This is a genomic window from Patiriisocius marinistellae (genome assembly GCF_009014635.1).
Lineage (GTDB): Bacteria > Bacteroidota > Bacteroidia > Flavobacteriales > Flavobacteriaceae > Patiriisocius > Patiriisocius marinistellae.
In genome coordinates, this window is sequence record NZ_BKCF01000003.1 from 188,632 (window position 1) to 215,409 (window position 26,778).

25 protein-coding genes are annotated in these 26,778 nt (G+C 31.8%); 11 read left to right on the top strand and 14 right to left on the bottom strand.

Going from position 1 to position 26,778, the window contains the following annotated elements:
• Positions 1-24: 24 nt before the first annotated feature.
• The 5 genes from GB234_RS09555 (at position 25) to GB234_RS09575 (ending at position 4,110) form a co-directional block, all read left to right on the top strand.
• A complete protein-coding gene (locus tag GB234_RS09555; protein WP_151894332.1) occupies positions 25-1,296 on the top strand; it encodes a beta-ketoacyl-[acyl-carrier-protein] synthase family protein in 1,272 nt (423 codons plus the stop codon).
• A gap of 16 nt (positions 1,297-1,312) precedes the next feature.
• On the top strand, positions 1,313-1,564 hold the full coding sequence (locus GB234_RS09560; RefSeq protein WP_151894333.1) for an acyl carrier protein: 252 nt from the start codon (positions 1,313-1,315) through the stop codon (positions 1,562-1,564).
• A gap of 115 nt (positions 1,565-1,679) precedes the next feature.
• The gene (locus GB234_RS09565) at positions 1,680-2,447 is read left to right on the top strand and encodes a TerC family protein (RefSeq protein ID WP_151894334.1); all 768 of its coding nucleotides are present in this window, start codon (positions 1,680-1,682) and stop codon (positions 2,445-2,447) included.
• Complete coding sequence (locus tag GB234_RS09570; RefSeq protein WP_151894335.1) at positions 2,447-3,661, top strand: class I SAM-dependent rRNA methyltransferase; 1,215 nt, start codon at positions 2,447-2,449, stop codon at positions 3,659-3,661. Before GB234_RS09565 ends, GB234_RS09570 begins: the two co-directional genes overlap by 1 nt.
• Before the next feature lie 86 nt (positions 3,662-3,747).
• Complete coding sequence (locus tag GB234_RS09575) at positions 3,748-4,110, top strand: hypothetical protein (RefSeq protein WP_151894336.1); 363 nt, start codon at positions 3,748-3,750, stop codon at positions 4,108-4,110.
• Between the two features lie 74 nt (positions 4,111-4,184).
• Here GB234_RS09575 and hpf read toward each other — a convergent pair whose 3' ends face one another.
• The gene (gene hpf, locus GB234_RS09580) at positions 4,185-4,487 is read right to left on the bottom strand and encodes a ribosome hibernation-promoting factor, HPF/YfiA family (RefSeq protein ID WP_151894337.1); all 303 of its coding nucleotides are present in this window, start codon (positions 4,485-4,487) and stop codon (positions 4,185-4,187) included.
• 280 nt (positions 4,488-4,767) lie between these two features.
• On the opposite strand from hpf, the gene GB234_RS09585 reads away from it, so the two are divergent.
• The 4 genes from GB234_RS09585 (at position 4,768) to GB234_RS09600 (ending at position 8,457) form a co-directional block, all read left to right on the top strand.
• Positions 4,768-5,397, top strand: a complete 630-nt coding sequence (locus GB234_RS09585; protein ID WP_151894338.1) for a nitroreductase family protein — start codon at positions 4,768-4,770, stop codon at positions 5,395-5,397.
• 188 nt (positions 5,398-5,585) lie between these two features.
• Positions 5,586-5,819, top strand: coding sequence for a hypothetical protein (locus tag GB234_RS09590; RefSeq protein WP_151894339.1), 234 nt, complete (start codon positions 5,586-5,588; stop codon positions 5,817-5,819).
• A 43-nt stretch (positions 5,820-5,862) separates the two neighbouring features.
• The gene (locus GB234_RS09595) at positions 5,863-6,981 is read left to right on the top strand and encodes an alkene reductase (protein WP_151894340.1); all 1,119 of its coding nucleotides are present in this window, start codon (positions 5,863-5,865) and stop codon (positions 6,979-6,981) included.
• 78 nt (positions 6,982-7,059) lie between these two features.
• The gene (locus tag GB234_RS09600) at positions 7,060-8,457 is read left to right on the top strand and encodes an NAD-dependent succinate-semialdehyde dehydrogenase (RefSeq protein ID WP_151894341.1); all 1,398 of its coding nucleotides are present in this window, start codon (positions 7,060-7,062) and stop codon (positions 8,455-8,457) included.
• 236 nt (positions 8,458-8,693) lie between these two features.
• Here the strand turns inward: GB234_RS09600 and GB234_RS09605 are convergent, their stop codons facing one another.
• Positions 8,694-9,902 carry a multidrug effflux MFS transporter gene (locus GB234_RS09605; protein WP_151894342.1) on the bottom strand — a complete coding sequence of 403 codons (1,209 nt, stop codon included), beginning with the start codon at positions 9,900-9,902 and terminating at the stop codon, positions 8,694-8,696.
• 173 nt (positions 9,903-10,075) lie between these two features.
• On the opposite strand from GB234_RS09605, the gene GB234_RS09610 reads away from it, so the two are divergent.
• Positions 10,076-10,384 carry a TIGR03643 family protein gene (locus tag GB234_RS09610; RefSeq protein ID WP_151894343.1) on the top strand — a complete coding sequence of 103 codons (309 nt, stop codon included), beginning with the start codon at positions 10,076-10,078 and terminating at the stop codon, positions 10,382-10,384.
• 624 nt (positions 10,385-11,008) lie between these two features.
• Here the strand turns inward: GB234_RS09610 and GB234_RS09615 are convergent.
• Together GB234_RS09615 and GB234_RS09620 are read right to left on the bottom strand one after the other, a co-directional pair.
• Entirely contained in the window at positions 11,009-11,716 is a 708-nt protein-coding gene (locus tag GB234_RS09615) for a hypothetical protein (RefSeq protein ID WP_151894344.1), read from the bottom strand.
• A 9-nt stretch (positions 11,717-11,725) separates the two neighbouring features.
• Positions 11,726-12,160 carry a hypothetical protein gene (locus GB234_RS09620; RefSeq protein WP_151894345.1) on the bottom strand — a complete coding sequence of 145 codons (435 nt, stop codon included), beginning with the start codon at positions 12,158-12,160 and terminating at the stop codon, positions 11,726-11,728.
• A 249-nt stretch (positions 12,161-12,409) separates the two neighbouring features.
• On the opposite strand from GB234_RS09620, the gene GB234_RS09625 reads away from it, so the two are divergent.
• Entirely contained in the window at positions 12,410-14,176 is a 1,767-nt protein-coding gene (locus GB234_RS09625; RefSeq protein WP_151894346.1) for a hypothetical protein, read from the top strand.
• Between the two features lie 350 nt (positions 14,177-14,526).
• Here the strand turns inward: GB234_RS09625 and GB234_RS09630 are convergent, their stop codons facing one another.
• The 10 genes from GB234_RS09630 to GB234_RS09675 all read right to left on the bottom strand — a co-directional run bounded on the left by GB234_RS09630 (position 14,527) and on the right by GB234_RS09675 (position 26,753).
• Positions 14,527-14,979 (bottom strand): PIN domain-containing protein, encoded by a 453-nt coding sequence (locus GB234_RS09630; RefSeq protein WP_151894347.1) that lies wholly within the window; start codon positions 14,977-14,979, stop codon positions 14,527-14,529.
• Complete coding sequence (locus GB234_RS09635) at positions 14,976-15,380, bottom strand: hypothetical protein (protein ID WP_151894348.1); 405 nt, start codon at positions 15,378-15,380, stop codon at positions 14,976-14,978. The genes GB234_RS09630 and GB234_RS09635 overlap by 4 nt, the downstream gene beginning before the upstream one ends.
• Positions 15,337-16,731, bottom strand: a complete 1,395-nt coding sequence (locus GB234_RS09640; RefSeq protein WP_151894349.1) for a hypothetical protein — start codon at positions 16,729-16,731, stop codon at positions 15,337-15,339. The genes GB234_RS09635 and GB234_RS09640 overlap by 44 nt, the downstream gene beginning before the upstream one ends.
• Before the next feature lies 1 nt (position 16,732).
• Positions 16,733-18,034, bottom strand: coding sequence for a hypothetical protein (locus GB234_RS09645; protein ID WP_151894350.1), 1,302 nt, complete (start codon positions 18,032-18,034; stop codon positions 16,733-16,735).
• A 967-nt stretch (positions 18,035-19,001) separates the two neighbouring features.
• Positions 19,002-20,552, bottom strand: a complete 1,551-nt coding sequence (locus GB234_RS09650) for a serine hydrolase domain-containing protein (RefSeq protein ID WP_151894351.1) — start codon at positions 20,550-20,552, stop codon at positions 19,002-19,004.
• 1,103 nt (positions 20,553-21,655) lie between these two features.
• Entirely contained in the window at positions 21,656-22,396 is a 741-nt protein-coding gene (locus GB234_RS09655) for an SDR family oxidoreductase (protein ID WP_151894352.1), read from the bottom strand.
• 125 nt (positions 22,397-22,521) lie between these two features.
• Positions 22,522-23,583, bottom strand: a complete 1,062-nt coding sequence (locus tag GB234_RS09660; protein WP_151894353.1) for an AI-2E family transporter — start codon at positions 23,581-23,583, stop codon at positions 22,522-22,524.
• Positions 23,584-23,975: 392 nt separating this feature from the next.
• Positions 23,976-24,812, bottom strand: a complete 837-nt coding sequence (locus tag GB234_RS09665; RefSeq protein ID WP_151894354.1) for a phospholipase A — start codon at positions 24,810-24,812, stop codon at positions 23,976-23,978.
• Between the two features lie 93 nt (positions 24,813-24,905).
• Positions 24,906-25,502, bottom strand: coding sequence for a TetR/AcrR family transcriptional regulator (locus GB234_RS09670; protein ID WP_151894355.1), 597 nt, complete (start codon positions 25,500-25,502; stop codon positions 24,906-24,908).
• A 12-nt stretch (positions 25,503-25,514) separates the two neighbouring features.
• Positions 25,515-26,753 (bottom strand): TolC family protein, encoded by a 1,239-nt coding sequence (locus GB234_RS09675; RefSeq protein WP_172966871.1) that lies wholly within the window; start codon positions 26,751-26,753, stop codon positions 25,515-25,517.
• Between the last annotated feature and the right edge of the window lie 25 nt (positions 26,754-26,778).

The following is a 26,778-nucleotide window of genomic DNA, read 5'->3' on the forward strand; positions in this document are numbered from 1 at the left end:
TAATTAAAATTTAAAACAAAGAATATCAAAAAAAGAGTTGTCATAACAGGAATGGGTATATGTGCACCTAACGGAGTAGGACTTCCTGCATTTACTAAATCAATTAAAAAAGGTATTTCAGGAATACGTTTTCAGCCCCAAATGGAGCAAATGAAATTTTCTTGTCAAATAGGTGGAATTCCAGAAATTTCCGAAGAAAAAAAGAGGGAATATTTTACCGAATTACAACTTAGAAACTTTAACGCTAACGGAATTTTATACGGTGTTATCGCTGGAATGGATGCTTTAAAAGATGCAGGCATAAACACTAAAAATCAAGAAGATACCCCTAATTGGAATCTTGGAATCGTGTTTGGTGTTTCTACAAGCGGAGTCGATAAATTTAGAGAATCAATTTATAAAATAGATGATGCTAATGTACGTAGATTAGGGAGTACCGCAGTAGCTCAAACAATGATGAGCGGCGTTAGTGCATATTTGAGCGGAATGATTGGTGCAGGAAATATGGTAACAACAAATAGTGCAGCTTGTGCTACAGGAACAGAAGCGATCATCATGGGGTATGAACGTATTGCTAATGGACAAGCAACTCAAATGCTTTGTGGGAGCAGTGGTGAAGATGGTCCATACATTTGGGGAGGATTTGATGCAATGAAAGTCATTTCATACAAATATAATGATGAGCCAGAAAAAGGATCGAGACCAATGAGCGCAACAGCTTCGGGTTTTGTTCCAGGAAGTGGGGCAGGAGCTTTGTTGTTAGAATCATTAGAAAGCGCACAAGAAAGAGGTGCAACAATCTATGCCGAAGTTCTTGGCGGTCACGTAAATAGTGGAGGTCATAGAGGTACTGGAAGTATGACCGCACCTAACAGCGAAGCAGTACAACGATGTATAAAAAAAGCGATTGAGCATGCTGGTATTAATGTTTCTGAAATTGATTATATCAACGGGCATTTAACAGCTACAACAAAAGACGCTTTAGAAATTGAAAATTGGTCAAAAGCCTTAAATAGAAAAGGATTAGATTTTCCATATATCAATTCGCTTAAAGGTATGACAGGGCATTGTCTCGCAGCTAGTGGTAGTATTGAAGCGGTTTCTACAATTATTCAAATGAATGAAGGTTTTATATTTCCGAATATTAATTGTGAGAATTTAAACCCTGAAATTAGTACTATAATTGATGCTCAAAAAATTCCGGTGCAATGTATTTCCGCAGAGATTAAAACCGCTGTTAAAGCAAGTTTTGGTTTTGGAGATGTGAATGCGTGTGTTATCTTTAGAAAAATTTAAAAATTAAAATTTCCGCATGACTTCAGAAGCGATTTACGCAAAATTATTGCCTATTGTTAAAACTTATTTGCCAGAGGATATTGATGAAAATAATATTAATCCAGACAGCGATTTAACAAAAGAATTAAACATTAACTCAGCTCATTTAGTGGATGTTGTACTTGATGTGGAAGATACTTTTGACGTTGAGTTTGCGAATGAAGACATGGAAAAATTACGCACAATAAACGATGCTATTGCGATTATTCAAACTAAATTAAATAAGTAGAATAAAAATGTTTTCGCTTTTGCGGAAATTTTAAACTATTACTAACTAATGTAAAACAGCTTAAAGTATTGGTGTTTTACTATTAAAAGGATTCTCGTCTCTGCGGGAAATAGATATGGAAGGACTATTTACAATTGAAAATTTTATTACATTAGGATTATTAACAATGTTGCAAGCAGTATTAGGGCTTGATAATTTATTATACATTTCGCTAGAGTCAAAAAGAGCTCCTTTAGAAAAACAAGCTCGAGTTAGAAACATAGGTATAGGTGTTGCTATTGTACTACGTATTGTTTTACTATTTGTGCTGCTAGAAGTGATTGCAGCTTTTCAAAATCCCATATTTTCTATTGATTGGACAGGTATTGTAGAAGGGCAATTTAATATTCATAGTTTAATTGTTCTTTTTGGTGGTGCTTTTATAATGTACACTGCCGTAAAAGAAATCATGCACATGATGGCACTTGATGCCCATGCTAAAATTGATGAGAAGCCAAAATCTGTTGGAATGATTATTACTTCTATTATTATAATGAATATTGTTTTCTCTTTTGATTCCATCCTTGGTGCAATAGCATTGACAGACGTGTTTTGGGTAATGGCTGTAGCCATTATTATAGGAGGTTTATTAATGATCTGGTTAAGTGGAAAAGTTACCGAATTTCTTAAAAAGAACCGTATGTATGAGGTTCTTGGACTTTTTATTTTATTTATTGTAGGTATTATGTTGCTGAGTGAAGGTGGTCATATCGCACACTTATCACTTTTTGGAAATCATATTACACCTATGAGTAAAACAACTTTCTATTTTGTGATTGCAATCCTCGTAATAGTTGATTTAGTACAGAGCAGATATCAGAAAAATTTAACCAAAAATCTTTAATGTTCAACATCATATTACCCGTTATTAAGCCTAAGGTATTAGCCGTAAAACTTTCAACTACGGGCGAACGCAGTGTACGAGACAAACACCCTTGGATTTTTAGTGATAGCGTTGAAAAAGTCAATAAGGAAGGTGAACCTGGAGATATAGCCATTATTTTTAGCCATAACAAAAATAACGTTATGGGAGTAGGTTTATACGACCCAAAATCTCCTATTTCTATCAAAATGGTTCACCACGATGGTGGTACTAAACTCGATGAAAACTTTTTCAATAAAAAAATAAAATACGCGTACACGCTTAGAAAATCATTATTAGAAACAAATACTAATAGCTACAGGTTACTCTTTGGAGAGAATGATGGATTTCCAGGGTTTATCGCAGATGTGTACGCAGACGTACTCGTTATCAAATTGTATAGCGCAATCTGGTATCCATATTTAAAGCTTATTGTAAAATCTCTCATCAAAGTATCAAAAGCAAAAACGGTGGTGCTACGATTAAGCAGAATTTTACAACAAGACACTAATAGCATTTTAAAAGACGGCGCTATTCTCTTCGGAAATTTAACAAACGAAACAATTGTGTTCAAAGAACATGGCGTTAATTTTTCTGCAAATGTTATTAGAGGTCATAAAACAGGTTATTTTTTAGACCATCGCGAAAACCGAAAGCGAGTAGGGCAAATGAGTACAGGAAAGCGTGTTCTTGACGTTTTTAGCTATGCTGGCGGTTTTTCAATACATGCTTTAGCAAAAGGCGCAAAAGAAGTCACCAGTCTTGATATAAGTGTACAAGCGCTACAATTAGCAAAAGATAATGCAAAACTTAATAAACATAGTGGCTCCCATAAAACAATAGCTGGTGACGCCTTCAACGAGATGGAACTCCTTATTAAAAACAACGAGCGGTTTGATGTTGTTGTTATAGATCCACCTAGTTTTGCAAAAAGCCAAAAAGAAATTGTCGTAGCATTAAAAAAATACCGTCAATTGGCAGTATTGGGAGTAAAATTGACCGCACGTGGAGGATTGTTAGTACTTGCATCTTGCAGCTCTAGAATATCAAGCGCAGCTTTTTTTAGAAGTAATGAAAAAGTGCTTGATGAAAGCAATAGAAGCTACACAACGCTTTTAAAAACAACACATGATGTTGATCATCCAGTTACATTTAATGAAGGTTCTTATTTAAAATGTGGATATTATCAATTTTAATTTTTTTAACTTTTTATGTTAAAGAGTTTTAAAGTGATTTTTGTTTTGCTTTTTGATTTGTATTTTATATTTAAAGATAAAATATTATGAAAAATATAATTACAATTTTAGCATTAATGGTTTCAATAACTACGTTATCTCAAAACACCTTTTTGCAAAATGGAACTAATAACAGTGAAGAAAATGCAAAAGATTTAACTGAGAAATATAATGAAGCCCTCATTATGGATACTAATCAACGCTTATTGTTTGAAAAAAAAGTTGAAGAGTTTATCATTAGCGCAGATAAAATTAAAGCAAATTATAATGGAAAAGAAAAGTTAGATATGTTGTTTGCATTAAGACAAAACGAAATTGCAGAAATGGGTGATATTTTGACAAGATTACAATTAAAAAAATATAAAGAAGTACGACAACAAATTCAACCACTTGCTAGAGTAGAACAATAAAAATAAACGAGTTATTTACAAATTAAAAAAGCCCCAATTTGGGGCTTTTTATTTATCAAAATACAAAATATACGTTAGTGCGTTTGCATTTTATCTTTTCTACGTTGTAATTGTGATTTTACTTCAGTTGTTGCTTTTGATAATGATACTTCAAAAGCACCGTTATTAGAAGAAGAAAAAATTGTAGTACCAGGAACGTTAATTCTTATTTCACAAATCATTCCCTTTTCAGGTGAGCTTGTATTCTCTTTCTTAAAATATACATCTGCATTAACGATAAAATCAAATTTATCTTCAAGCTTATTCAGTTTTTCTTCTGCAAGTGCCTCAAGTCTTTTACTAGCAGACACATCTTTGTATTCAAAATTAATGTTCATAGGTCGTCATTTTAAAATTCGTTCTTTAAAGATACAAGAGTTCAAATAGTAGAAAAAATTTTTATCTGTTTTTATGAAAGATTTAAGTAAGAGTAAAAAACACTCTAATTTTTGAAAAGACTTCTAATAAACTAAAAATCAAATCTTAAATATTACTTTATCCTCAGTGGTCTGTAAGTATTCATTATTTAAATGTTAAACTATCTTAATCTGCGTTAAACAAAAGTAAAACAATTTTATGTAGAACAATTGGGGCGTATATTTAAACAAAAACGTATACATGCAAGATAAAACCAAACTACAGAAAGACACAAAATTTGAAATTCATCCATTGCTAGCTGAACGATGGAGTCCAAGGACTTTTAGTGATATGACAGTTTCTGAAACTGAAATCCGAAGTCTTTTAGAAGCTGGAAGATGGGCTCCGAGCAGTAATAATTTTCAGCCGTGGCGTATTATTTGGGGTATAAAAGGTAGCAAAACCTACGATCGTATTTACAACGTTCTTGTTGAGTTTAATCAATCATGGGCAAAAAATGCACCCGTTTTAATGCTTGGTGCTTTTAAAAAAACAAACCCAGATGGAGAAGAAAATTTCCATGCACTACATGATTTAGGGGCATTTTCTGCAATGTTAACTGTACAAGCACAGCATTTAGGTATTGCCGTTCATCAAATGGCAGGCGTAAAGTTTAAAGATGCCTTAAAAGAATTCGATTTTACGAACGATTATCATGTAGCCACCGCATTAGCGTTAGGTTATTATGGAGGAGACAACAGTGATTTACCTGAAGATTTAGCAAAACAAGAAACTCCTAAAAGCGAACGCAAACTTCAACGAGAATTTTCCTTCAACGGAAATTTTAGTGAGACTAATAATTTAAGTGATGATGAACAACCATTAGAGTAGCTCACTATAATACTTACAATATTAAATGTCCCGTCTACTTTTTTTAGATAGGACATTTTTTTCTTCGGAAATATTAAAAACTTTAAACTTATATAATATCACGTTAAATATTTCTCAATTAGGGTTTCTTCAACACTCTTTAAAACAGCCAATGATTAATTTTATAGTGAACAAAAAAATTAGTTATTATGGATACTTCAAAAAAAGATCACGCAGATTTTCAATCAGATTATAGACAATCTTCAAATTTTAATGCAGAAGCTAGAGATGAAAATTTAGAAGTTGCTAAAAATGGAAATGTAAAACTGTCTGAAAAACCACTTTCAGAAACAGACAAACAAAAAATCGCTGATGCTATGGATAATATGCGCAACAAGATTGAAAATACTGGAGAGCGAGTTTCAAGACGTGAGGAAGAATAAACTTAACCTGTTTTTCAATTATTTAAAATTTCAGAAAAAAACTATGAAAGAATTACAACCAATTTTGAAATCCCATACTATGGGAACACTAGAATTACCTAATAGAGTTATTATGGCTCCAATGACTCGAAGTCGTGCAGATAATGAACATACTGCACCTACAGCAGATAAGCATGCAAAATATTATGCGCAGAGAGCCACGGCAGGACTAATTATTACTGAAGGTTCGCAGGTTTCTGAAAGGGCAGTAGGATATATTTATACTCCAGGAATACATAATAAAGAACAAATAGAAGGCTGGAAAAAAGTTACGCAAGAAGTACATGATGCTGGAGGTAGAATTTTTATTCAATTATGGCATGTAGGGCGCATATCGCATCCTGATTTTCATAATGGAAATTTACCAATAGCTCCTTCAGCAATCAATCCAGAAGAAGAAGTGTTTACACCAGACGGTGAGAAAAAAACGGTAACTCCTAAAGCTATGAGTATAACCGAAATTAAAGAAACTCAAAACGAATTTGTTCAAGCTGCTAAAAATGCTGTGGAAGCTGGTTTTGATGGTGTAGAAATTCACTCTTCAAACGGTTATTTATTCCACCAGTTTTTTAGCAGTTTTAGTAACAAGCGTGAAGATAATTATGGAGGGAGTATTGAAAATAGAGCTCGTTTCTTTTTTGAAACCTTGGACCAAATGAAAAAAGTAATTCCAGAAAATAAAATAGGAGCAAGGTTTAATCCATCTTTACATGGAACTTTTGGGATGCAAGTTGTGGAAGACACCATACCTACTTTTGACTATATCATTAAAAAACTAAGTGATGAATATGATTTAGCATACATTCATCTATCCGAACCTTTTACAGATGTAAGTGACGTAAAATTTGCAGAAACAGAAATCGCAAAAAGATACCGTCCTATGTATAAGGGAACATTAATGATTAACACTGGCTTTGACCAAGAAAAAGGTAATGAAGTAATTAAAGCTGGTAATGCAGATTTAGTTGCCTTTGGAAAATTATATATCTCAAACCCTGATTTAGTGGGACGTTTTAGAGAAAATGTTGCAACATCAGACTGGGATAAAGACACATTTTATACACAAGGAAAAGAAGGATATACCGATTATGATGCAAAAACAAGAGAATTAATTCCGTCATAACTAAGTTTAAATTATAAAGAAATATCTAACAACACACTTATAAGTTTTTATAAAATATAAGTGATAAAAATAAAAAACATGAAAGAAAGAGAAATAAAAGGAGGATTTAGAACCATAAATCCAGCTACCGAAAAAGTCATCAAAGAATATACATATATGACAGATGATGAGATGAATGACGCTATTGATAATTGTCATGCAGCATTTGAAGACTGGAAACATGTACCAGCTAAAGAAAGAGCTAAAGTTATTGCGGCAATTGGTAAGCAATTAATGGAACGCCGAGAAGAATATGCAAACTTAATGACTTCTGAAATGGGAAAGGTCATAAAACAATCATTCCAAGAAGTTAAATTATGCGCAGGAATTTGTGAGTACACAGCTAAAAATGGACCAGACATGTTAGCGAATGATGAACGTGAACTTCAAAATGGAGGTAAAGGGGTAATTTCCTTTTCACCTATAGGTATTGTATATGGTATCCAACCTTGGAACTACCCATTATATCAAGCTATACGATACGCAATTGTTAATTTAATGGCAGGAAATGGTGTTATTTTAAAACACGCTCAAAATGTAACTGGTAGTGGATTAATGTTGAAAGAAATTTTTGAACAAGCAGGTTTACCTAAAGACTTATTTACAGTACTTCTTATAGACCATAAGCAATCTGATGATGTTATTGCGAACGATAAAGTGCGTGGAGTAACCTTTACTGGAAGTTCTGCTGGAGGAAAAATAATTGGGCAAAGAGCCGGGGAAGCATTAAAGAAAACAGTACTAGAATTAGGTAGTAATGATGCGTATTTAATCTTTGACGATGCAGATATCGAAAAATCTGCTAAGGCATGTGTACAAGGCCGTATATATAATAACGGAGAAACCTGTATTGCAGCAAAACGTTTTGTAGTTGTTGAAAGTGTTTACGAAGACTTTAAAAAAGCATTTGTAAAAGGGATGAGTGATGTAAAAGTGGGAGATCCTATGGATAAAGATATGGGCATGGGACCAATGGCTCGAAAAGACCTGAGAGAAAAAATACATAGCCAAGTAGAAGAAAGTGTTAAAAATGGTGCAACTATTACTGTAGGTGGTAAAATACCTGACGGTAAAGGGTTGTATTATCCTGCTACCGTTTTAGAAAATGTAGCTCCAGGACAACCTGCTTATGATGATGAACTCTTTGGACCTGTAGCTTCTATTATAAAAGCAAAAGATAATGAAGATGCAATGAGAATTGCAAACGATAGTCGTTTTGGTCTTGGTGGCGGAATCTTTAGTAAAGATGAAGATAAAGCCTTTGAAATGGCTCAAAATCACTTTGATACAGGAATGGTTTTTATCAATAGTTTTGGTCTTGCCGAACCTACAATGCCTTTTGGTGGTGTTAAAGATTCTGGATATGGGAGAGAACACGGAGGCTTTGGAATCAAGGAGTTTGTAAATATTAAATCAATGATGCGTTTAGAGCAATAGTCTTTAGCTTACGCGAAAATGAGCCGAACATGATACCTTCGTTTTAAATTACAAATCTCCAATGTTGGTAATTAGCATTGGGGATTTTTTTATACTGAAATTTTAAAAACAATAACACTGTGAATTATTGAAATGTAAAAATACAGCTGTTTTAAAACTGAATTTATAGTATAACTAAATCAAGAAGTGAAGTACAATGTGCCTTCAGCGATAGCTGTCAATATATTTAATTGATGTTACATTTCCGAAGTTAAAAAACGTTTTGTTCCAAATAAAATTATTAATGAAATTCCTGAACAAACAGCAAATCCAATAAATAGTGGGAGGGAAGAGGTTGCTAAAAACCTACCTATAAACGCACTCATGGGGATTGCCATAAATGTAGCGATAAAGCCCGTTATAGCAGCGCCTATTCCGGCAATATGCCCCAATGGTTGCATTGCCAATGATCTCAAATTTCCGAAGAGAAAACCTATTGAGAAAAATTGAATAGCAAAGAAACCAACTAAAACTTCTACTGGCGGATTTACACCACTAGAAAACAATAGAATGTATAAGGTTGAGACGCCAAAAAATGAAAATAACGCAAATGTGACTAAACGACGCATTCCAAATTTTAAAACTAAAGTTCCGTTTAAAAATGTGGAAGCTCCAATGGTGATTGCAAGCCCTGCAAAAATGAAGGGAAATTCTTCTTCCAGATTGTAATGGTCTCTAAATATTTGTTGAGATGCACTTAAATAAACCATAAATGAGCCTGTGACAAATCCCCAAATTAAGGTGTATGCCATACTACTTTTGGTTTTTAAAACCTCAGGGAATCCTTTTGCTATCTCTTTAAAAGAGAATTTTTTACGATGTGCTTCAATTAATGTTTCGGGTTGTCGCATATAGAACCAAACGCCTACTATTACACAGAAAAAAAGCTGCGCGTAAAAAATCATTTGCCAATTATATGCATCCATTACAAATTTACCAAGGGCAGGAGCAATGACTGGTACTAATAAGAAAACAACGGTTACAAAACTCATAATACGTGCCATATAATCGCCACTATATTTATCACGTATAATGGCAATTGCCATAGTACGAGGAGCAGAAAGACCTACGCCTTGAAGTACTCGACCTATAATCATAACCTCTAAACTTTGTGCAAAAACACAAATAAAACTCGCTCCTATAAATATGAAAAACCCTACTAATACTAAGGGTCTTCTTCCTAAAGCATCTGATAGGGCTCCAAATAAAAGTGGCCCAATACCAAGCCCCATAAAGATTGCAAGAATAATAAATTGATTATCTGCAACTTGAGTTGTATTAATTGCAACTCCTATTGCATCTAGCGCAGGTAATACGGCATCAATAGCTAATGCTACTGCAGCCATAAGTGCTGCCATAAGTGCGATAAACTCAGTTTGGGAGGTTGGGTTTGTAGGCTTTTGCATGAGCGCAAAGGTACTGCTTATAGCACCGAGAATTTATGTTTAAATGAGCTATCGGTGTTAACGAAATGTTATAAAAACTCTTGATTTATATAACGCTAAAATTATAATCATTTAATAAAAGTTTAACCTGTTTAAGTATATGATTAATATGTTAAACATTTTATCTTTGAAAAATGGAACCATTAACAGAGCGCAGAGATGCCACATATGATTTTAACGAGAGTGAATTAGACCGTATTATAGAAATGGCTTGGGAAGACAGAACACCTTTTTCGGCTATTGAGTTTCAATTTGGTTTACCTGAAGGAGAAGTTATTAAGGTAATGCGCAAAACATTAAAGCGTAGTAGTTTTAATAGATGGCGTAAAAGAGTTAATAGCGGCGTAAGTATTAAACATGAAGCAAAAAGACCTAATGGTATTATAACGTTTAAATCTACACGCCAAAAGCAAATTACCGGTAATAAGATTAGTAAACGGTAATTATAAAACCATTGAATTAAAAAAATTAAAGCTACGTACTGTCAATTTAGAAATCTAAAGTGATTTTATAGTTTCCGCAGGTTATAAATTTTTATTTTTAATATATAGAATAGAAAGTAAGGTATATACTTAATCCTAATATTTTCTATTTTACATAATATAAATTATAGTACATTTTGTTTATTATGTTAGTTTCATTGGTAAAACGTCTGTGTAGCTATAATTCTATATTATGTAAAATATCCCTGAATACTCGGTTAGTTTCATTAAATATTATCTGGGGGTCATTAAACTTTTTGGTTTTGGTCTAACTCGAAGATTCGTCGTAATGTACCATAATTGGCCGTTATGTAAAATTGCCGACTGCATTCGCTCTCGATTGCTTTTTTAAAATATTTAGGCGTTGCCATAAATTTTTAAAACACAATTTGCCATCGCTTGCAGCCGCACACAAAGCATATTTAGTTATTGTTTGAAATACTCACATATTCTGGGCAATTGTGCAGTAAAAGTTTTTTAAGAGAATTATGGATGGTTTCCCGTAAGAGTAAAAAATTTAAGCCACACATCCGCCAACGTAAATTTCTTTACACTTACTCGTGTAGTTCTTTTGTTTAAGATTTATTAAAAGATAAACTTGTTAGTTGAAATTTCCACAGAAAAAAAATCAATATCAAGAAAATTTGCCAAAGCTTTAAATTTTGGTCTTTCACCCAAATTAACTTCTATTAATTCTTTATGCGCCGTACATTTAGGAGTTACTAATACAGCCGACTTGACATTTATCTTATTTACTTGAATGTTCCGAGCATTAAAGAAATCTATTATTAATTTATCCTTATCAATTATTTTAAAATAAGTATAACTTTCAAGGCTTGCTCGTAATAATGTTTCCTTATTGCCTTCATTTTTAAGTTCTATTAAATATAAGGTTAAGCTTTCTTCATTAAATGATATTAAATCAATTTTTCCTAAACCTTTATCTTCTCTGGAGTTTTTTATAGGTACTTGATAATCTTTAATTAATCCTAAACCGTCCAATTTTAGTCCAGTAATTCTTTTTGCAAATTTTTCTTCATCTCGATTGCTATTGTTATCAATTTTAAATTTGCTGTGATTATCTGTTTGATACGAAGCTAGCCTTGTTACAGTACTTAATTCCTCAAATAAATGTTTTTTTTGTATTATCTCATTTGAAATAATTTCGGTAAATAATTCATAAGTATCCTTAGTTTTACCTTTCCAATTAACACAATTGCTTTTGTAAAGATTCTCAATATTCGAAAATTCCCAATTCAATTGCTTAACGGTTTCCAATCTTGTATAATTCATAATTTAAATTTAATCAACACTACTATAGAAATTACTAATCTCAAACTTGGCAAGCTCAGGAATTGCCGATGTAAAAATTTTGATTTCCCAATTACTTAAATGCGGCATTATAGATACGTTATTCTCGAAGAATATTCTGTTATCTGGTTTTGCTAATGCTTTTGCTGGAATTAAATAGAAAATTCTTGGTTCATTCTCAATGATTAAAACTAAGCCAAGAAAACGATTTGAAGTAATTACTCCTAAATTTGATTTAAGAATTTTGATAGTTTTTTCTTTGTCAAGATTTATTGATTGTAGATGTAGATTGATTTCTTTGCCCTTAGGACTAAAAATTATAAAATCTAGACCCTCTACTCTACTTTCGTCTGGAGTTATTGTAAACTTGGCTTTTTCAAATTCACTTTTAATGAAATCTAGTATTTGATATTTTGGCAGTTGCATTTACAATTGTAAAGATAAAAGTTTCTTGCACTTTCTTTTTCCTTGATGAATAATAAAAACTTTAAGAGAGTTCGTCGATATAAGTTGTTTCTAATCGCGTTGAAATCACTGATAGCCTTATTCATAATCAAAATCAAAAAATTCAAGATATTAGATTGCATAGTCAGAAAAAATAAATACCCATTAAAGGGTATATTATAAGTTGAAAAATATTCTATATTTATATTCAATCAATTAACCTAACCAGTTATGAGGAATATTTTTTTTTTATTAATCGTTTTTACGAGTGCTTATGCGCAAAGTCAGATAAATTACAATACAGAAGCAAAGACTGATTTAGCTGTTCAAGACAGTATAATTTCCAAAAAGTTTAAAACTTTCAAAGATGATAAAAGGAAACTTGATTCTTTAACTTCAATTTTTTCAAAAGATGTACCTAATTCTTATTCACTGCTCTTACAATCCAAGAAAAAGCTTGATTCTGTAATTAAAATTGGGCAAACAAGTGTTGACTTTTATTCTCTCAAGGGTGTACATAAAGATTCAATTCAAAAATATATCAGCTTTCCTGAAAATTATAATTGGAGTGACGTAGGCGAAACAAACCAATTTATAATTGAAGAACCAGATACGGCAGTTAAAAAAGATCCGGTCACTTATTATCTTTTTGGTGAAGAAAAAATTATTCTTGAGGACAGTGTTATTAATAATCCAGTTGCCAGCAGTATTTTAAATAATGTTGCTGATTCAGATTCAGAAACACATTTTGGTACATTTTGGTTTCCTGCCGATCAAGCGGTAATACCAATAAAACTCAAAAAAAAAATAAAAAAGAAGGCAATTGATAATAAGAAAACTATAAAATTAGATTCAATAGTTTATAAGGATAATTTAAAAGATACTACTCTAGTGACATATAAATATTTAAAATTTGATAGAATTAATTTTGAGTTATATGAAGGTAGCGTAAGAGACTTACGCGTATATCTTAAAGATGAAAAAAATAACACGCACGTATTCGAGAATCGAACGCCAATATCTCTTTTAAGATTTAATCGTGTGAGCGCGCTTAACTTTATTAATTATACTGCTCAGCAAACGGATGTAAATCTTGATCTAAGCAAATATACCTTAAGAATTTCTGATGTATTGAGATATTCATATGGTGTTGATGGAAATTATGTTCCAAACAATGTAAGCTTCAGTTTTCCATTAAAGAATAAAAATGAAGAAACAGATAAGTTAGAAAAAACAAATGAAAAAAGTCCTAATTATTATGAACTAAGACAATCAACAGCTCTTAATAATGTCATAGATCTCCGAGCATATACCGATGTTCTTGGCCTTTCTAATAATAATGAAAATGGAATAGCCCAAATTGAGGGTGAGGCAGATTTTTTCTTGTTTACATATAATATGAGCAATTCTAGTGTTTTCTTATTTAAGAAAATTAAACCTTACGTGTCCTATGCCCGCTTTGATGACGATGATAGGTTTATTGAGACTTCGATGGGAGATATGAATAATCAAGAAATAGATGATAACCTCTCTATAATAGAAAGAGCTTATTTTAACACAGGGCTAACGTTAGACTTACTAAGTTTTAAATTTAAAAAAGAAGATCCTTTTGAGGTACGATGGTATTTTTCTACTAGATATCAAACTGCAAAAGTTAGATTAAATGAAGAAACAGAGGATTACACTACTCTTGGTTTTGGTACAGGACTTGGCTTTGAATTTAGACGACTTAAAAATTTTGCCTTTGATTACTCAATTGAATTTGATTCTTACAATACGTCTCAATATAACGATGTGAACGGTTTAGGTAATACAAATTCTTTTGGTGTTTTGCGGACAGAGGCGGAAGTTTCATATTACCCAGCAAAGAAAAAACACAATGCTATCTTTCTAAGACTTAGAGCCTTTGATGATATTAATGCTAGAGGGTCAAGTTTTTTTCAGGCACAATTTGGATACAAGTTTACAATAGGTGCTGGTAAAGTAGCTGTCAAATAGAATATTGCGGAGTCTATAATTAATGTAAACTTGGCTTTTTCAAGTTCACTTTTAGCGAAGTCTAATATATAAATTTCTGGCTGTTGCATTTAAGATTGTTACTGTCAATAGTTTATTCTTATCTTTTTTCCTTGATGAAAAAAGAAACAAAAAATCAAGGCTTCAGATAACTTTGGAAACAATGTACGGGTCGCTCGCTACACTTTAGAAAGTCTTTGTTAGTCTTAAGATTTATGTAGAACGAGCCTGAAACACTCGTGACTATTAAGATTATTTTGGTCTAACTCTCTAAAGCGCTTAACGCTCAACTCCCTTATTGTTTTACCAAAGTTTTCTGAGGCCGTAGATCACTACATAAAAACATTTGGAATTACTTTTTTCCGCTTATTATATCTATCGATCCTCTGGTCTGATGTAATTAATGGGCACTGCATAGTCATAGCACTAGCTAGAATTTGTTTGTCGTGATTATCAAACTTATGTTTTTTTTCGATGTCAATTATATCTAGGAAATTTTCAAGTATCTCTAAATCGAAGGGTTGAATTTCCATATTTTCTTTTTCAGCTATCACATTGTATACTTCTGCTTTAATACGCTCAATTTCCTCTAAGGTCGTGAACCATTTCTTAAATATCTCAATGAAAACAGTAGCTGGAAAAATCAACTTAACATCATTAGAGTGGAATGCTAAGTCTATAATATCTAAGGACTCCTGAGATATTGAAACCTGAGAACCTATAAACGATGTGTTAAAATATGAAATGAGTGCGCAAGTATCTACAACGTAAAGTTTTGTATTCATTTAGTTATTCTGTTTTGTGCAATGATCAAATCATCTTCTAATGCTAATCCTTCCACTCTATCATTTTTGAAAAGTGATTCAATAAAATATTTATCAGCCTCTTGAATATTAAAATCACTGTATTCCAACCTACTAATTATATGTTGTAATGCTTGTTTAGTATTTATTCCACGCGATTCAAATCTTTCTAAAACTCTTGATAATAAATGATTGATAGATGTTAAACTTCTATCCCAACATAACGAGTCTGACAATAAAACAGAGAGATATGCATAATCATCATCATATTTTTTTGATTTAAAACATTCAACAAGAAGTATCTCTTGTAGTTCTTTAATATTTAATGTGTGATGCAAATTATTTTTCTTTGGATTTTTTAAATAAATCTTCAGAGGTTCCATCGAGAATATCATTAATATCCTCTTTAGTTTCTTCGTCTTTTTTTCCTAGCTTAGTTTGTACATATTCACCATCAATTTTGGACACTTCATCACGTACAGCTGATTCGATTAAGGAATATGCTTTTTCAAGAATTGTCGATGCATTCATTTCAGATTTCTCTCCAATAATTTTTATTGCATCTTCTGTAAAGGGAGCTATTGATGATTCTGGCAACTTATTTAATCGATACTCTTCTAAGTATTTTTCTAGCATCAGTTTTGTATGTTCATAGCTTAACTTGTCAAATTTTACTATGTGTTCAGCTTCATCTTCACTCATAGGACTTCTTCTATGCATACCTGAAACACCCCACGCTTTTTCAACAAGTCTAGGCACTCCTGCGTGTAAAATTAAAATTAAATTATAAAAACCAATTTTAGCATTTTCTAAAATCCCATCAAAAAAATTTGTCCTAAGCTCTAAAGCAAATTCTTGCTTGAGTTTTTCGCTTTGAAAATCTGGAATCCTTTCAAAATCATCAACTATAAAATATGCTCCATTAAAACCAGCAGCTTGAAAAAATAAAACTAAATCATTAAATACAAAATTCATCCTTTCCTTACCTTTTTTGAGAACTTCGTAATAATACTTTTTGAAGTCTTTTTGAGTAACTAACACATTATTGTAAAAAGTGTTTTTGTCTCTATTTAATGGAAAAGAACTACTAATTTTGTCTAATTTTTCGTGTTCATAGTATCCTTTAGTTACTTCCGCTATTTCAACATCATTTTGTTGAAACCAATACAAGTTATTCAATTGTTCTACTATTTCATTTTCATCTAAATCATCAAATGTTATATCTTTTTTTATTTCATTAATTGATGCTAATCGCAAAGAGGCTAAACAATAATTGATTATCCCTTTCTGTATAATTGCATCAAATATCAAATCTACAAAGCTGAAAAAAGTTTTAGTTCTTCCACCAGGCTCAGGACTTAAATGAAGTCCAAAACATTTATTAAGTTCATTCGAAATATTTAGACAGTACTCTTCATTTATTTCATTAATTAAATTTAATGCAAATGCGGATTTACCATTTCCACGTCCTACATAACTATGATCAAGTATATAGCCTAATCTAATATGATTCTGATCTACTTGTGGAACTTTAATAAAATTTTCAATAATTTTATGATGCTCTTTTTCTCTTACCTTAGCTTCATATATTCGCCCATTATATCTATTGTCCTCATTTTCTTTATTGACAAAAGGTGTGTTAGGAAATGGATTTTCTATTAGATTTAAGCTCTCATATTTAGCTTGTTTATCTTTAGGATGTTCCTTTTTCGGTTTTTTTAATAAATTACTCATATTAGGGTTTTTTATAGTCAATAGCAACGATGTTCTTTTGTTGGTTGTTAATTATCACAGGTTCCCTTTTAAGATACATTGCATTAGTTTCGTGAGGAAGTCTGTCTGCCTCTAATGATATTTTAATTTTTGTTTCTCCTTTTAAATTTTCATTGTAGGCTAATTCTAAGAATTCATTAAAAATAAAAGTTGGTATTCTCATTTTGTAGCAAACTTTCTCTCTTAAGTCAGCTATTCTAATAAATGTAGTTTTTCGATTATTTTTTAAATCAAAATATGCATTGGTCAATGCCTCAAAAAATCTATTAGGATTATTCCCATTATTCCATTTAGGCTTATGAATAAATAAGCTTTGTCCATCTGAATAGTTGTAGGAATTCACTAAATCTAAACTCGAATTTTTCTTCAATATAACAGATGTAGGGTAAACTAGCCTTCCGTCAAAATTAGGATAAAACTCAGTTGTATGAATAACTCCTAATTGTTTACCCCTTTCAACCCAGATATTAAAAGTTTCGAAAGAGTAAGGATATTTATAAATTTCTTTTAAAAAAATATTTAGCCAATATTTACGAAAACGACTAATTATTGAATTGTACTTAGCTTTGTTAAATTTTTTATCTTTAATATTAGATATTATTTTGTCTTCAAATAATTTCAACAATAATTCATCCTCAAAATTTTTAAGTGATTTCTTCTTACCAAAGTTTGATTCAATATCCTTTTCTAATCTTAACCTTAACTTATAAGAATATTGTAAAATATGATAAGTAGTGTGCATTTCTTTCTTATCAAATCCAAGTTTACGGGGCGAATAAATAGGAAAAATTAAAAGACCTCCTTTTTGTTTATTTTGATTATAACACAGATTTAACAACTGATAAAAAGAATGATACTTTGCTTCAAGGATTGCTAATAACTCGTTGTAGAATATTCGTTTGCTATTATCTGCAAGTATCAAACACTTTTGACCTCTTTTGGTTAATTGTATTTGATTTGATTTTTTTTTAATTAATCCACAATTTTCAGACTCAATAATTACTTGATCAAAAGTATACATATATCTTTTGACCTGTGTTTCTGATAATTCTTCACTTTCGTCAATTACTAATTTTCTGTATTTTGACTCTCCAAGTCTCTCCTTTTCTTTAAGCAGTTTAAATTTGGAAAAGATTTTGTGATATTCATTGGATAAACTACAACTTTGCAATAAAATAAGGAAATAGTCCAGCAAATAGAATTTTTTAACTATTTGAGGACTAGGAATTATATCTAAATTAAAGTCAAACTTGCCTTCTTTCATAAGTCTATAAAAGTATAAAACTTTGTTCATATTATACCTTTACACACACTTTATCTCCACCCTACCCCAGCCAACGCTGTAAAGAGTGTTCCATTCACATTTTTAATTAACCTTTAGGTAAGAAAACTTTTTAAAGAAGATACACCAGTATTGTGTGCTTTGTCTCAAAGCAAAGTGACATAACGCAGAACATTATAGTACAAATGTTCATTGTGTTGTTTAAGTCATTGTTTCCATTTGATAGCTATAATGTAGTATTATGTAAAATATCCCAGAAGCATTCGTTTCCATTAGAATAATTGGAACTTGGGTCATTAAACTAATAATCGGTTTGCTTCGCAGAGTTTTTTAAAACATTTGTATCTATAATTAGCCGTTATGTAAAATAGCCGCTGCCAAACGCTCGATTGCTTTTATAAATACAAATTGCTTATGGCAATTTATTTTAAACACTCCCGAAGCTTCGGGACTAAACGCTTGCCAACGCCAAAATAAAAGCTAACCTTTTTACTCTTATTATAAATCGCTTATTCGATAAAAAATGTACGTAATAAAAAATTTCAGACGATTCTCGTGGATTGCCACAAGAGCATAAATTTTAAGAAAAATAAAATTCTATGCACTTGTTATATTTATTCTTTTAATTGAAGCTTTCTTTTAATGTTTCATTATTAGGTATTTTAAAAATTGATAATCAATCAATTCTGTAAAATAGTGTCTTGAAACAAAAGAAACAAAAATTCAAGGCTGCATATAATTTTGGAAACAATTAACGGCTCATTCGCTATATTTTAGGAAACATTGTAACTCGTTTACATTGCTTTGAAATCCTTTTTATAATTGAAACTCATAAGAAACTGTATTACTAAACCCCTAAAATATGTACGCTCACTTCACCTTATTGTTTTACCAAAATTTTATGAGGCCAAGTTAAAATCGAGATTCTATTTTATTTATATTATTTCTATTAATCCTGTTTTTTCGTTTTCTCCTCTGCCTTATAGATTCTTCTTACTTCATTTAAAGTATCTACAAAACTCTTTGTGTTTGGAGAAAGCTCTTTTAATAATTCAAAATACAATTTATCACCATTATCGCCATTTGCAAAAATAACCAATCCTTGTTTTGATTCGGGATATAATTGGATAATGGTACGAACTCCGGGGTCTCTACCATCATGATACAATATTTTATCTCCAGATTCTATTTTTACAGACATCCATCCATAACCATACTTTACCATATCCTTAAATAAAAAAGTTTGAGGCGTTGTCATTTCAGTATATGACGTATTTGAAATGTCTGCTCCTTCTAAAATATGAACTCCAAATTTCAGATAATCATCTACGGTTGCTAATATATTACCAGCCGCTAAAGCATCTTTATATTTATTTGTTTTATATTTTTCTCCGTTAGCATTATAATTTCCTGCATATAAACTTTCATCCATACTATCATCCCACCAAAACCGAATGTTGTCCATATCTTGTTTGTTAAACAACATTTTTTGTACAATACTTTCTAATGGTCTATTAAATTTAGCTTCTATACTCTTCTTTAAGTATTCAAACCCTTCGCCTGAATATTCTACGTTTTCTCCTGGATTAAATATAAATGCCAATTTGCCAGAGTCTGATAAATGCCTCCAATTTGGTAGGCCAGATTGCATATTTAATATCAAGCGTGTCGTCAACTTTTTTGTTCTTGGGTCATTAGCAATATCTGAATCAATCCAATATTTATGCAATGGTTCATCTAGATCCCATAATCCCATATCTACTAATTTATAGACTGTTGTTGCAACTACTGGTTTAGTAATTGACGCCACTTTAAAAACCGTATTATTGGTTGCCTTTTCACCATTACTCTGCACTCCAAAGGTTTTTGAATAGGTGATTTTTCCGTCATTAATAAGCCCAACGCTAAAAGCAGGAACTTTATATTCCTTCATCCAGCTTTCGATTTTTTGCTCCAAAGCAGCATTGATTTCGAAACTGAAGTAATTTACAGGTTTATGATCATAACTTAAAATTTTTTCAAGTTTCCAACCTTCTTCAGCTTCATTCCAGAGGTGAATGATTTTTGCTGTCTCAACTAATAATTCTGACCCATCGGCTTGTCTTTCATAAAACTTATGGTCAGAAACTTGCATTGCGCCATAGTTATTTATTGGATATACTTCAAAACTTTCTTCAATGAGTTCTCTACGCAACCAAGGCTTTTCGCCAGCATCCATTTTTTTCCAAATGCGTTCCATGGTCTTTATCAAATCGTTCGCATTGTTTCCAGTTTTGCCGCCTTTATCATGGTAGAACTCAATATCCGACGTAATGTTATTCTTCACATAGTTAACATCATGTGTGTTGAACATGGCATTAAACATTAAACTGTCTTGTTTAAATATGATTTCCTTTAAAGTATTTGTTTCATTATTTGATTGTGAAAATCCATTGATTGATACTAATTGAAGCAATATAATGATTGCTAATAATTGTAATTTTTGTGTTTTAAAAGTCATTATAGTTTTTTTGATTGATATGTATATAGACAATAAAGCTAACCCTTTGTTACAGTTTTATATATTTTTATTTTTTTGCATGAATACCATTCCACACACATTCCACTTCCCTCCTACGTCGTCGTGTAAAAAGTGTTCCATTAACATCGCAGAAGAAACTATTTAGAATAAATTTTTTTAAGAAACTGTAGTAATAACATTCGCTTTTAAGCAAAGCTCAAGTTACATAACGCAGAACATTATGAAACATATTATTTCATAATATGACATTATGTAAAATTGCAATAAGTTATAACAAAATCAATCTAAAGACAAATTGAATTCATAATCCATTAGCTGACTTAGTACGCTAATAATCAAAATGACACACGAAGTAATCAAATAAAATATTGTGTGTGTTTTGAAACTGAATTTTTTAAATCATTTATATATTCCGATGCATCTCGTCCTAAATCATTTTTCTTTGAGAGTAGCTCAAAAGTCTCGTTCATTGCAAAGAAGTATTTTTGATCCTGTCAAGTCCAAACTTTGATATGCCGAATTCATACATCACAGTTAAATCAAACTCAGCTTTGTTAGAGAATATATAATCGCACATCTTGTTTCATTCTGGCTTCAGCTTATTTCATAATCTCAGGTAAGGTTTAAGTGCTGACACCGCTATCTAAACCTTGTTGCAATTTCATTTTTAAAGAGATGAAATCATTGTTTTTAGCTTGGTCTTGCCTTACTCCAGCCACCGCCGTAAAGAGTGTTCCATTCACATTTTTTTAAAAAACCTTAGGTAAGAAAAACTTTTTTGAAGAAGATACCGCAGTATTGCGTGCTTCGTCTCAAAGCAAAGTGACATAACGCAGAACATTATAGTACATTTATGATTATTTGACTAAGATAACGAATAGAAGTTTTTCTGTTATTTTACGACTTATGTTTAATATAAATGAGTTGATGTTTGTTAAGTTATACGTTTTTATTATAGCCATAAAACATCGTTTGGATAATAGACTTGCAGCGGTCAACGCTGGAATATTTGAGCGTTAAGTTATGATAATCATAAAAAAAACCGCCTCGTAAAAGGCGGCTTTACTTTCTGTATATTTTTCTTATTTCTGTTCGCTAGGTACTATATACACATCGTTGATGTTTACTCGTGCTGGTTGCGTGAGTGCATAAAAAATAGCATCTGCAATATCGTCAGATTCCAGCGTTTCCATCTCCAACATTCCCTGCATTTGTTCCTTAATATCCTCGTCTGTAATCGTATCTGTTAAATTAGTTGCTACAGCTCCTGGCTCGATAGATGTTACATTAATACCATATTTAGGTGCCAGCTCTTGTCTTAAACCTTCAGAAAACATTTTTACTGCACTTTTAGTGGCGCAATAAACTGCTCCTCCAGGAAAATAACGATGTGCTGCCATCGATGATATATTAATAATATGACCTCCTTTTTCTTTTTTCATTTCTGGTAACACTGCGGCAACTCCATTTAGAACTCCTTTGATGTTCACGTCGACCATTTGTTCCCACTCGTCGGTTTTTAATTTTTCGATGTAAGAAAGGGGCATTAATCCTGCATTGTTTATTAGTGCATTTACTTTACCGTATTCTTTTACAGCAGATTTTACTGCAGCTTCAAAATCCTTACTTTTAGTAACATCTCCTGTAGCTACCATTGCTTCACCACCCTCTTTTTCAATAGCTTCTTTCAGGTCTTTTAGCTTATCCTCACTACGCGCCATCAAAACAAGTTTTGCTCCGTTAGAAGCCAGTTTTTTTGCTGCTGCCTCCCCTATTCCACTTGATGCTCCGGTTACGATGATTACTTTGTCTTTTAATTTCATAGTTTTAATTTTTCTTTTCCATAAAGTTATCCTTTATTGCACAGAACTGGTAGCATATTTAGGCAGATTTATGAAAGTGATAAGTGAATTTTAACAAAATTGGATATCGCTTTACCAGATAACATTTAACCCTGATTTTTCCTTAAGAGCTTTCCTACGGGTTTTAATGCCGAAATATGAAGGAAAATAACGTTTAGTATGGCTAATACAGGGATTGCAACCAGCATACCAATAATTCCCCATATTAAATTACCAAGGATTACCGAGAGAATAATGAAAAACGGATTGAGATCTACTTCGTCCCCTACAACGTAAGGCTGTAGAATATAACTCTCTATAAACTGAGTTATAGTAAAAGTAAGACCTATACCAATGAGCACCCCGATTTCGCCTTGAGTGAGATAGCCAAAAATAAGAGCAAGACAAAAGCCAATAACATTTCCTAAGTAAGGAATCAACGTTAAAATAGCTGCTAGAAATGCAATGAGTATAAAATTATTGACTCCACTCACTCCAAGCCCTAGTGAATAGATGATGGCAAGAAGGCCTATTAATTTAAATTTTCCTACCAGATATCCCTGAGCTACTTCTGTAATTTCCTGCAGTGTTTTTTTAATTTCTGAAGTATTGTTTTCTGAAAATAAACTGATGAAGAAAATTTTAAATTTTTCACGAAATCTCAAAAGAAAAAATACATAAATGAACACTAATAAAAAGGTGCCAAAAAAACTGAATAGTTGTGACACAACTGCGAAGGCTTTTTCCCTGTTTCCTTCCTGCCCTACTAATTTTGAAGTTTTAAATTTAGCTTTCAAGCCATTTACTTTTTCTTCGGTAATGGGTGTTTTTTCGGTTAAAAATGTAGCAAGTTGCTCCACTTTTGGGGTCATAGTTTCCTTTATAGTGTCCCATTCATCCACCACATTATTAATTTGGGCGGTTACCAGAACAAAGAAACCTACAGAAACAGAAAACAACACCAGCGTACTTAATAAAGAGGTAATGGTCCTCTTTTTAATCCATTTAGCAAAAATATTATCTAACGGAATTAACAACAAGGTTAAAATGACAGCTACACAAATGGGTGCCAAAAACACCTTAGCTTCTATTAGTCCATATATCAGGAAAAACATTCCTACTATAAATGCTGTGAATTTTATAGGTGAACTTCGTGAGCTAATGGTCATAGATTGGTGTTTTTATAAAAATAGCCAATGTGAATTTTAAAAAGGAAATTTTTATTAAAATTTAACTCAATTGTAGGCTTCCCCTTTTTAGGACACATTAAAATTCGATAAATAATTATTATTAAGGTCAGGTTTGAAGAAGAATTTAAATTCTTCTTCAAACCTAGGCTTATATTCTTTAGTGGATTTGTTTCCTAAAGATTTATGTAGGACTAGTCTGAAATTTTGGTCTTTATCTAAATTATTTAGTCTAGCTCTCTAAAACGTTTAACGCTCTCTCCCCTATTGTTTAAACCAAAGTTTTCTAAGGCCGCAAACCATCGCCATTGGTTTTAATATTTAACTATCAATCTTTTTCAAGAGCATTAAATGTATAACCATAATTAACAAATCTACCTAAAAAAATCAAACTCATTGGTCTTAATCACATATCCAATCCTTATCATACTGCGGGACTTTTGATAGTCGAGTAATCCTTCGGCCTGTCCTAAATACCACTCTAACATTATAAACTGGTTAGAACGATTATTCTTAAAAGGATTATAGTATATTCTTGAACGAACTGTACCTTTTCCATCAAGATTCAGTCCCTTTCGAAGCATAATATTAAAATACAGCTTGTCTCTAATCATCTCGTGTTCTATGTTTAATTCGGTAAGTCCTATATATTCCAAAAGGTCGGGATTGTCGTTCTTGTAACCAAATGGTAACCAAGCTTCGAAATTGGCAGTGGTATTTTTAAAAATTTTAGTGCTATAGCTTGCTGTAACTCGATTCCAGCTTCGAGAGAAGATACTATCTCTCCCATTCGATTCATGCTCTAAGGCAATGGTAGCAAATCCTTTTAAAACATCATTAGTGTCGAAAAAAGGTTTACCCATAGCGACAGAAGGGTTAAAATTAATATCCCTAAACGGAAAAGAATCTTCATAAATATCCCAGAATGCTTTTTGTGTATAGGTGAGAAACAAATAGCTGTCCCATGGCAGTCTATTCCTTGTAATAATCTGCTTAAAACTTATTTGATATTTTGCATTTGACGTGGCACTATTAATTTCAGAATTTGTCGGCACGCCAGTTATAAAAAAATTGTCTTTATGAATGGAAAAGTAAGGCAACCTTTTCACGGAATCTTTTAGTTGCTTTCTATTTATAGATTGCGCAAAACTGGATGAACCTAATAATATGGTAACTATTAAAAGTGGAAACGCTAGTTGATGAATTTTCATGTGTGAAATTTTATCGATTATAATATTTAAAGGAGCTGTGCCAATGTTGGAATCAGAAGTCAAATTGTTTTGTTCAATTACTGAAATATTAAATCATGGTTTATGTAAATGTTCCCAACCAATTTTAGAAACTAAACCATATAAAAACAAGGTGCTCAAAAATTCAAGTGACTTGGAGTTAATACTCGAATCAGTAAAATAATAATTGAAATATACCGCATTTGAGAGTTCATCGTATGATTTGCAAATTTCTACAGCGTCTATATCTTCTTTGTATAATCCTTCGCGCTTGCCTTTTTCTAAATTTCCTATCACAAATGGGATGATAATTTTATCCTTAAATGTTATTGCCTTGAAGAGATTTGAATTATGATATTTTTTCAAATCTCTACCAAAACTCGGTGATATGACGCGCGCCACATTGTTAATATATTTAAAAAACTTTTGTAATTCTTCTAATGCATTATCATTCTTCAATCGTATTCTATCAATATTTTTTTTTACTTCAAATGCTTCCAGTTTAATGGCCTCATACAACAGGTCGTCCTTATTTTGAAAATGCCTATATATGGTTTTTTTCGAAATTCCGCATTTTTCTGCAATGTCATCCATAGTAATGTGTTGAATGCCATTACAAAAAAATAAATCCACTGATTTCTGCAATATAATATTCCTTTTTAAGGCTTCCATGATTTACAAAATTTAGTTTAATGTTCCCGTGACTTTATTGTAATTTGCCTGACTTATTTGACTCATGGCTTTAGCATCAATCACTTCAGAATATGCTTTTTGCCATAGTACTTGGGCTTCCAAAACATCTTTTCCTATTACTGTGCCAGCGTCAAAACGGTCTTGATGCAATCTTAAATTTTCATCGGCTTGTTCTAAGGATTCTTCAGTGATTTCAACTCTTTTGATGGCTTGTTGCAATTCTAAATAGGCGTTTTCAATTTGAATAAGAATCAATTCTTGCGTGTCTTCTAATTCTAGCTGTTTTGCTTCAGTTTTAAACTGTTGCTCTTTTACTTTTTGCTTTCTGCCTCCCCAATCAAATACAGGAATATTAACACTTAGGACACCATAATAAGAGGCAAAATCGTTACTAGTATCTGTAAAATCAATTTGTTTTCCAGTAGCATAAAGCCCATTAACATTAAAAGAAACCGTTGGTTTTCTGTCAGCATCTAAAACTTTAGATTGTAGCTTTTCAATTTCGACTGCGTTATTAAGTATTTTAACTTCTGGTCGTTTTGCTACTGCTTCATCTACATTTACTTTTTGAGAAAGCATCAAACTGTTATCTAAGAAATCACTAACTTCAAAATTTGAATTTTCGAGACCTATTAATTGAGCCAATTTTAGCTTTAAAATTGATAAATTATCTTTAGCTGTAATTAAATCTAATTCTGCTTGATTTAATTGTACTTGCACTTGAAGTATATCATTTTTATAAATAAGTCCTGCGTCAAATGAATTACTTAAATCCCTTAATAAAGCTGCTAGAAGCTCCTTATATTTATTGGCCAAATCTACTTTAGCGTTTACATTAATAATTTGCCAATAGGTGGTTTCAACGTCTAATAATACTTCAGACTGTGTTAATTCTCTTTGAGATGTATATAATTCAACAGCGGTATTACTTATTTTTTTTGCTGTATTTATTTTTCCACCTGCATAAATAATTTGTGTAACACCCACAGAAGCTGTTGCTTGATTTTCTGGCAATAATACATTCAAAGGGTCGCCAACATGAATTCCCATAGCGCTAGCATCTACAAAAGGTTTATCAGACGCATAAACAGATGCTTGTGCTGCTTTTGCAGCTTCAATATTTCGCATTGCTCTTTTAGTGTTTTTGTTGTTATCATTTGCTAAGACTTTTGCTTGCTCTAAAGTTAAAATTAGCTCTTGAGCATGCATACTATGATATGAGAATGCCATTATGAGGGTTAAAAAAAATATTTTT

Excerpts from the sequence above, each read along its gene's own strand:
- GB234_RS09630 (WP_151894347.1), bottom strand. The coding sequence starts at position 14,979 with ATGAATACAAAACTTTACGTTGTAGATACTTGCGCACTCATTTCATAT.
- GB234_RS09625 (WP_151894346.1), top strand. The coding sequence starts at position 12,410 with ATGAGGAATATTTTTTTTTTATTAATCGTTTTTACGAGTGCTTATGCG.
- GB234_RS09665 (WP_151894354.1), bottom strand. The coding sequence starts at position 24,812 with ATGAAAATTCATCAACTAGCGTTTCCACTTTTAATAGTTACCATATTA.
- GB234_RS09645 (WP_151894350.1), bottom strand. The coding sequence starts at position 18,034 with ATGAAAGAAGGCAAGTTTGACTTTAATTTAGATATAATTCCTAGTCCT.
- GB234_RS09610 (WP_151894343.1), top strand. The coding sequence starts at position 10,076 with ATGGAACCATTAACAGAGCGCAGAGATGCCACATATGATTTTAACGAG.
- GB234_RS09615 (WP_151894344.1), bottom strand. The coding sequence starts at position 11,716 with ATGAATTATACAAGATTGGAAACCGTTAAGCAATTGAATTGGGAATTT.
- GB234_RS09640 (WP_151894349.1), bottom strand. The coding sequence starts at position 16,731 with ATGAGTAATTTATTAAAAAAACCGAAAAAGGAACATCCTAAAGATAAA.
- hpf (WP_151894337.1), bottom strand. The coding sequence starts at position 4,487 with ATGAACATTAATTTTGAATACAAAGATGTGTCTGCTAGTAAAAGACTT.
- GB234_RS09660 (WP_151894353.1), bottom strand. The coding sequence starts at position 23,583 with ATGACCATTAGCTCACGAAGTTCACCTATAAAATTCACAGCATTTATA.
- GB234_RS09600 (WP_151894341.1), top strand. The coding sequence starts at position 7,060 with ATGAAAGAAAGAGAAATAAAAGGAGGATTTAGAACCATAAATCCAGCT.
- GB234_RS09635 (WP_151894348.1), bottom strand. The coding sequence starts at position 15,380 with ATGGAACCTCTGAAGATTTATTTAAAAAATCCAAAGAAAAATAATTTG.
- GB234_RS09670 (WP_151894355.1), bottom strand. The coding sequence starts at position 25,502 with ATGGAAGCCTTAAAAAGGAATATTATATTGCAGAAATCAGTGGATTTA.
- GB234_RS09650 (WP_151894351.1), bottom strand. The coding sequence starts at position 20,552 with ATGACTTTTAAAACACAAAAATTACAATTATTAGCAATCATTATATTG.
- GB234_RS09595 (WP_151894340.1), top strand. The coding sequence starts at position 5,863 with ATGAAAGAATTACAACCAATTTTGAAATCCCATACTATGGGAACACTA.
- GB234_RS09570 (WP_151894335.1), top strand. The coding sequence starts at position 2,447 with ATGTTCAACATCATATTACCCGTTATTAAGCCTAAGGTATTAGCCGTA.
- GB234_RS09605 (WP_151894342.1), bottom strand. The coding sequence starts at position 9,902 with ATGCAAAAGCCTACAAACCCAACCTCCCAAACTGAGTTTATCGCACTT.
- GB234_RS09675 (WP_172966871.1), bottom strand. The coding sequence starts at position 26,753 with ATGGCATTCTCATATCATAGTATGCATGCTCAAGAGCTAATTTTAACT.
- GB234_RS09655 (WP_151894352.1), bottom strand. The coding sequence starts at position 22,396 with ATGAAATTAAAAGACAAAGTAATCATCGTAACCGGAGCATCAAGTGGA.
- GB234_RS09565 (WP_151894334.1), top strand. The coding sequence starts at position 1,680 with ATGGAAGGACTATTTACAATTGAAAATTTTATTACATTAGGATTATTA.
- GB234_RS09585 (WP_151894338.1), top strand. The coding sequence starts at position 4,768 with ATGCAAGATAAAACCAAACTACAGAAAGACACAAAATTTGAAATTCAT.
- GB234_RS09560 (WP_151894333.1), top strand. The coding sequence starts at position 1,313 with ATGACTTCAGAAGCGATTTACGCAAAATTATTGCCTATTGTTAAAACT.
- GB234_RS09575 (WP_151894336.1), top strand. The coding sequence starts at position 3,748 with ATGAAAAATATAATTACAATTTTAGCATTAATGGTTTCAATAACTACG.
- GB234_RS09590 (WP_151894339.1), top strand. The coding sequence starts at position 5,586 with ATGGATACTTCAAAAAAAGATCACGCAGATTTTCAATCAGATTATAGA.
- GB234_RS09620 (WP_151894345.1), bottom strand. The coding sequence starts at position 12,160 with ATGCAACTGCCAAAATATCAAATACTAGATTTCATTAAAAGTGAATTT.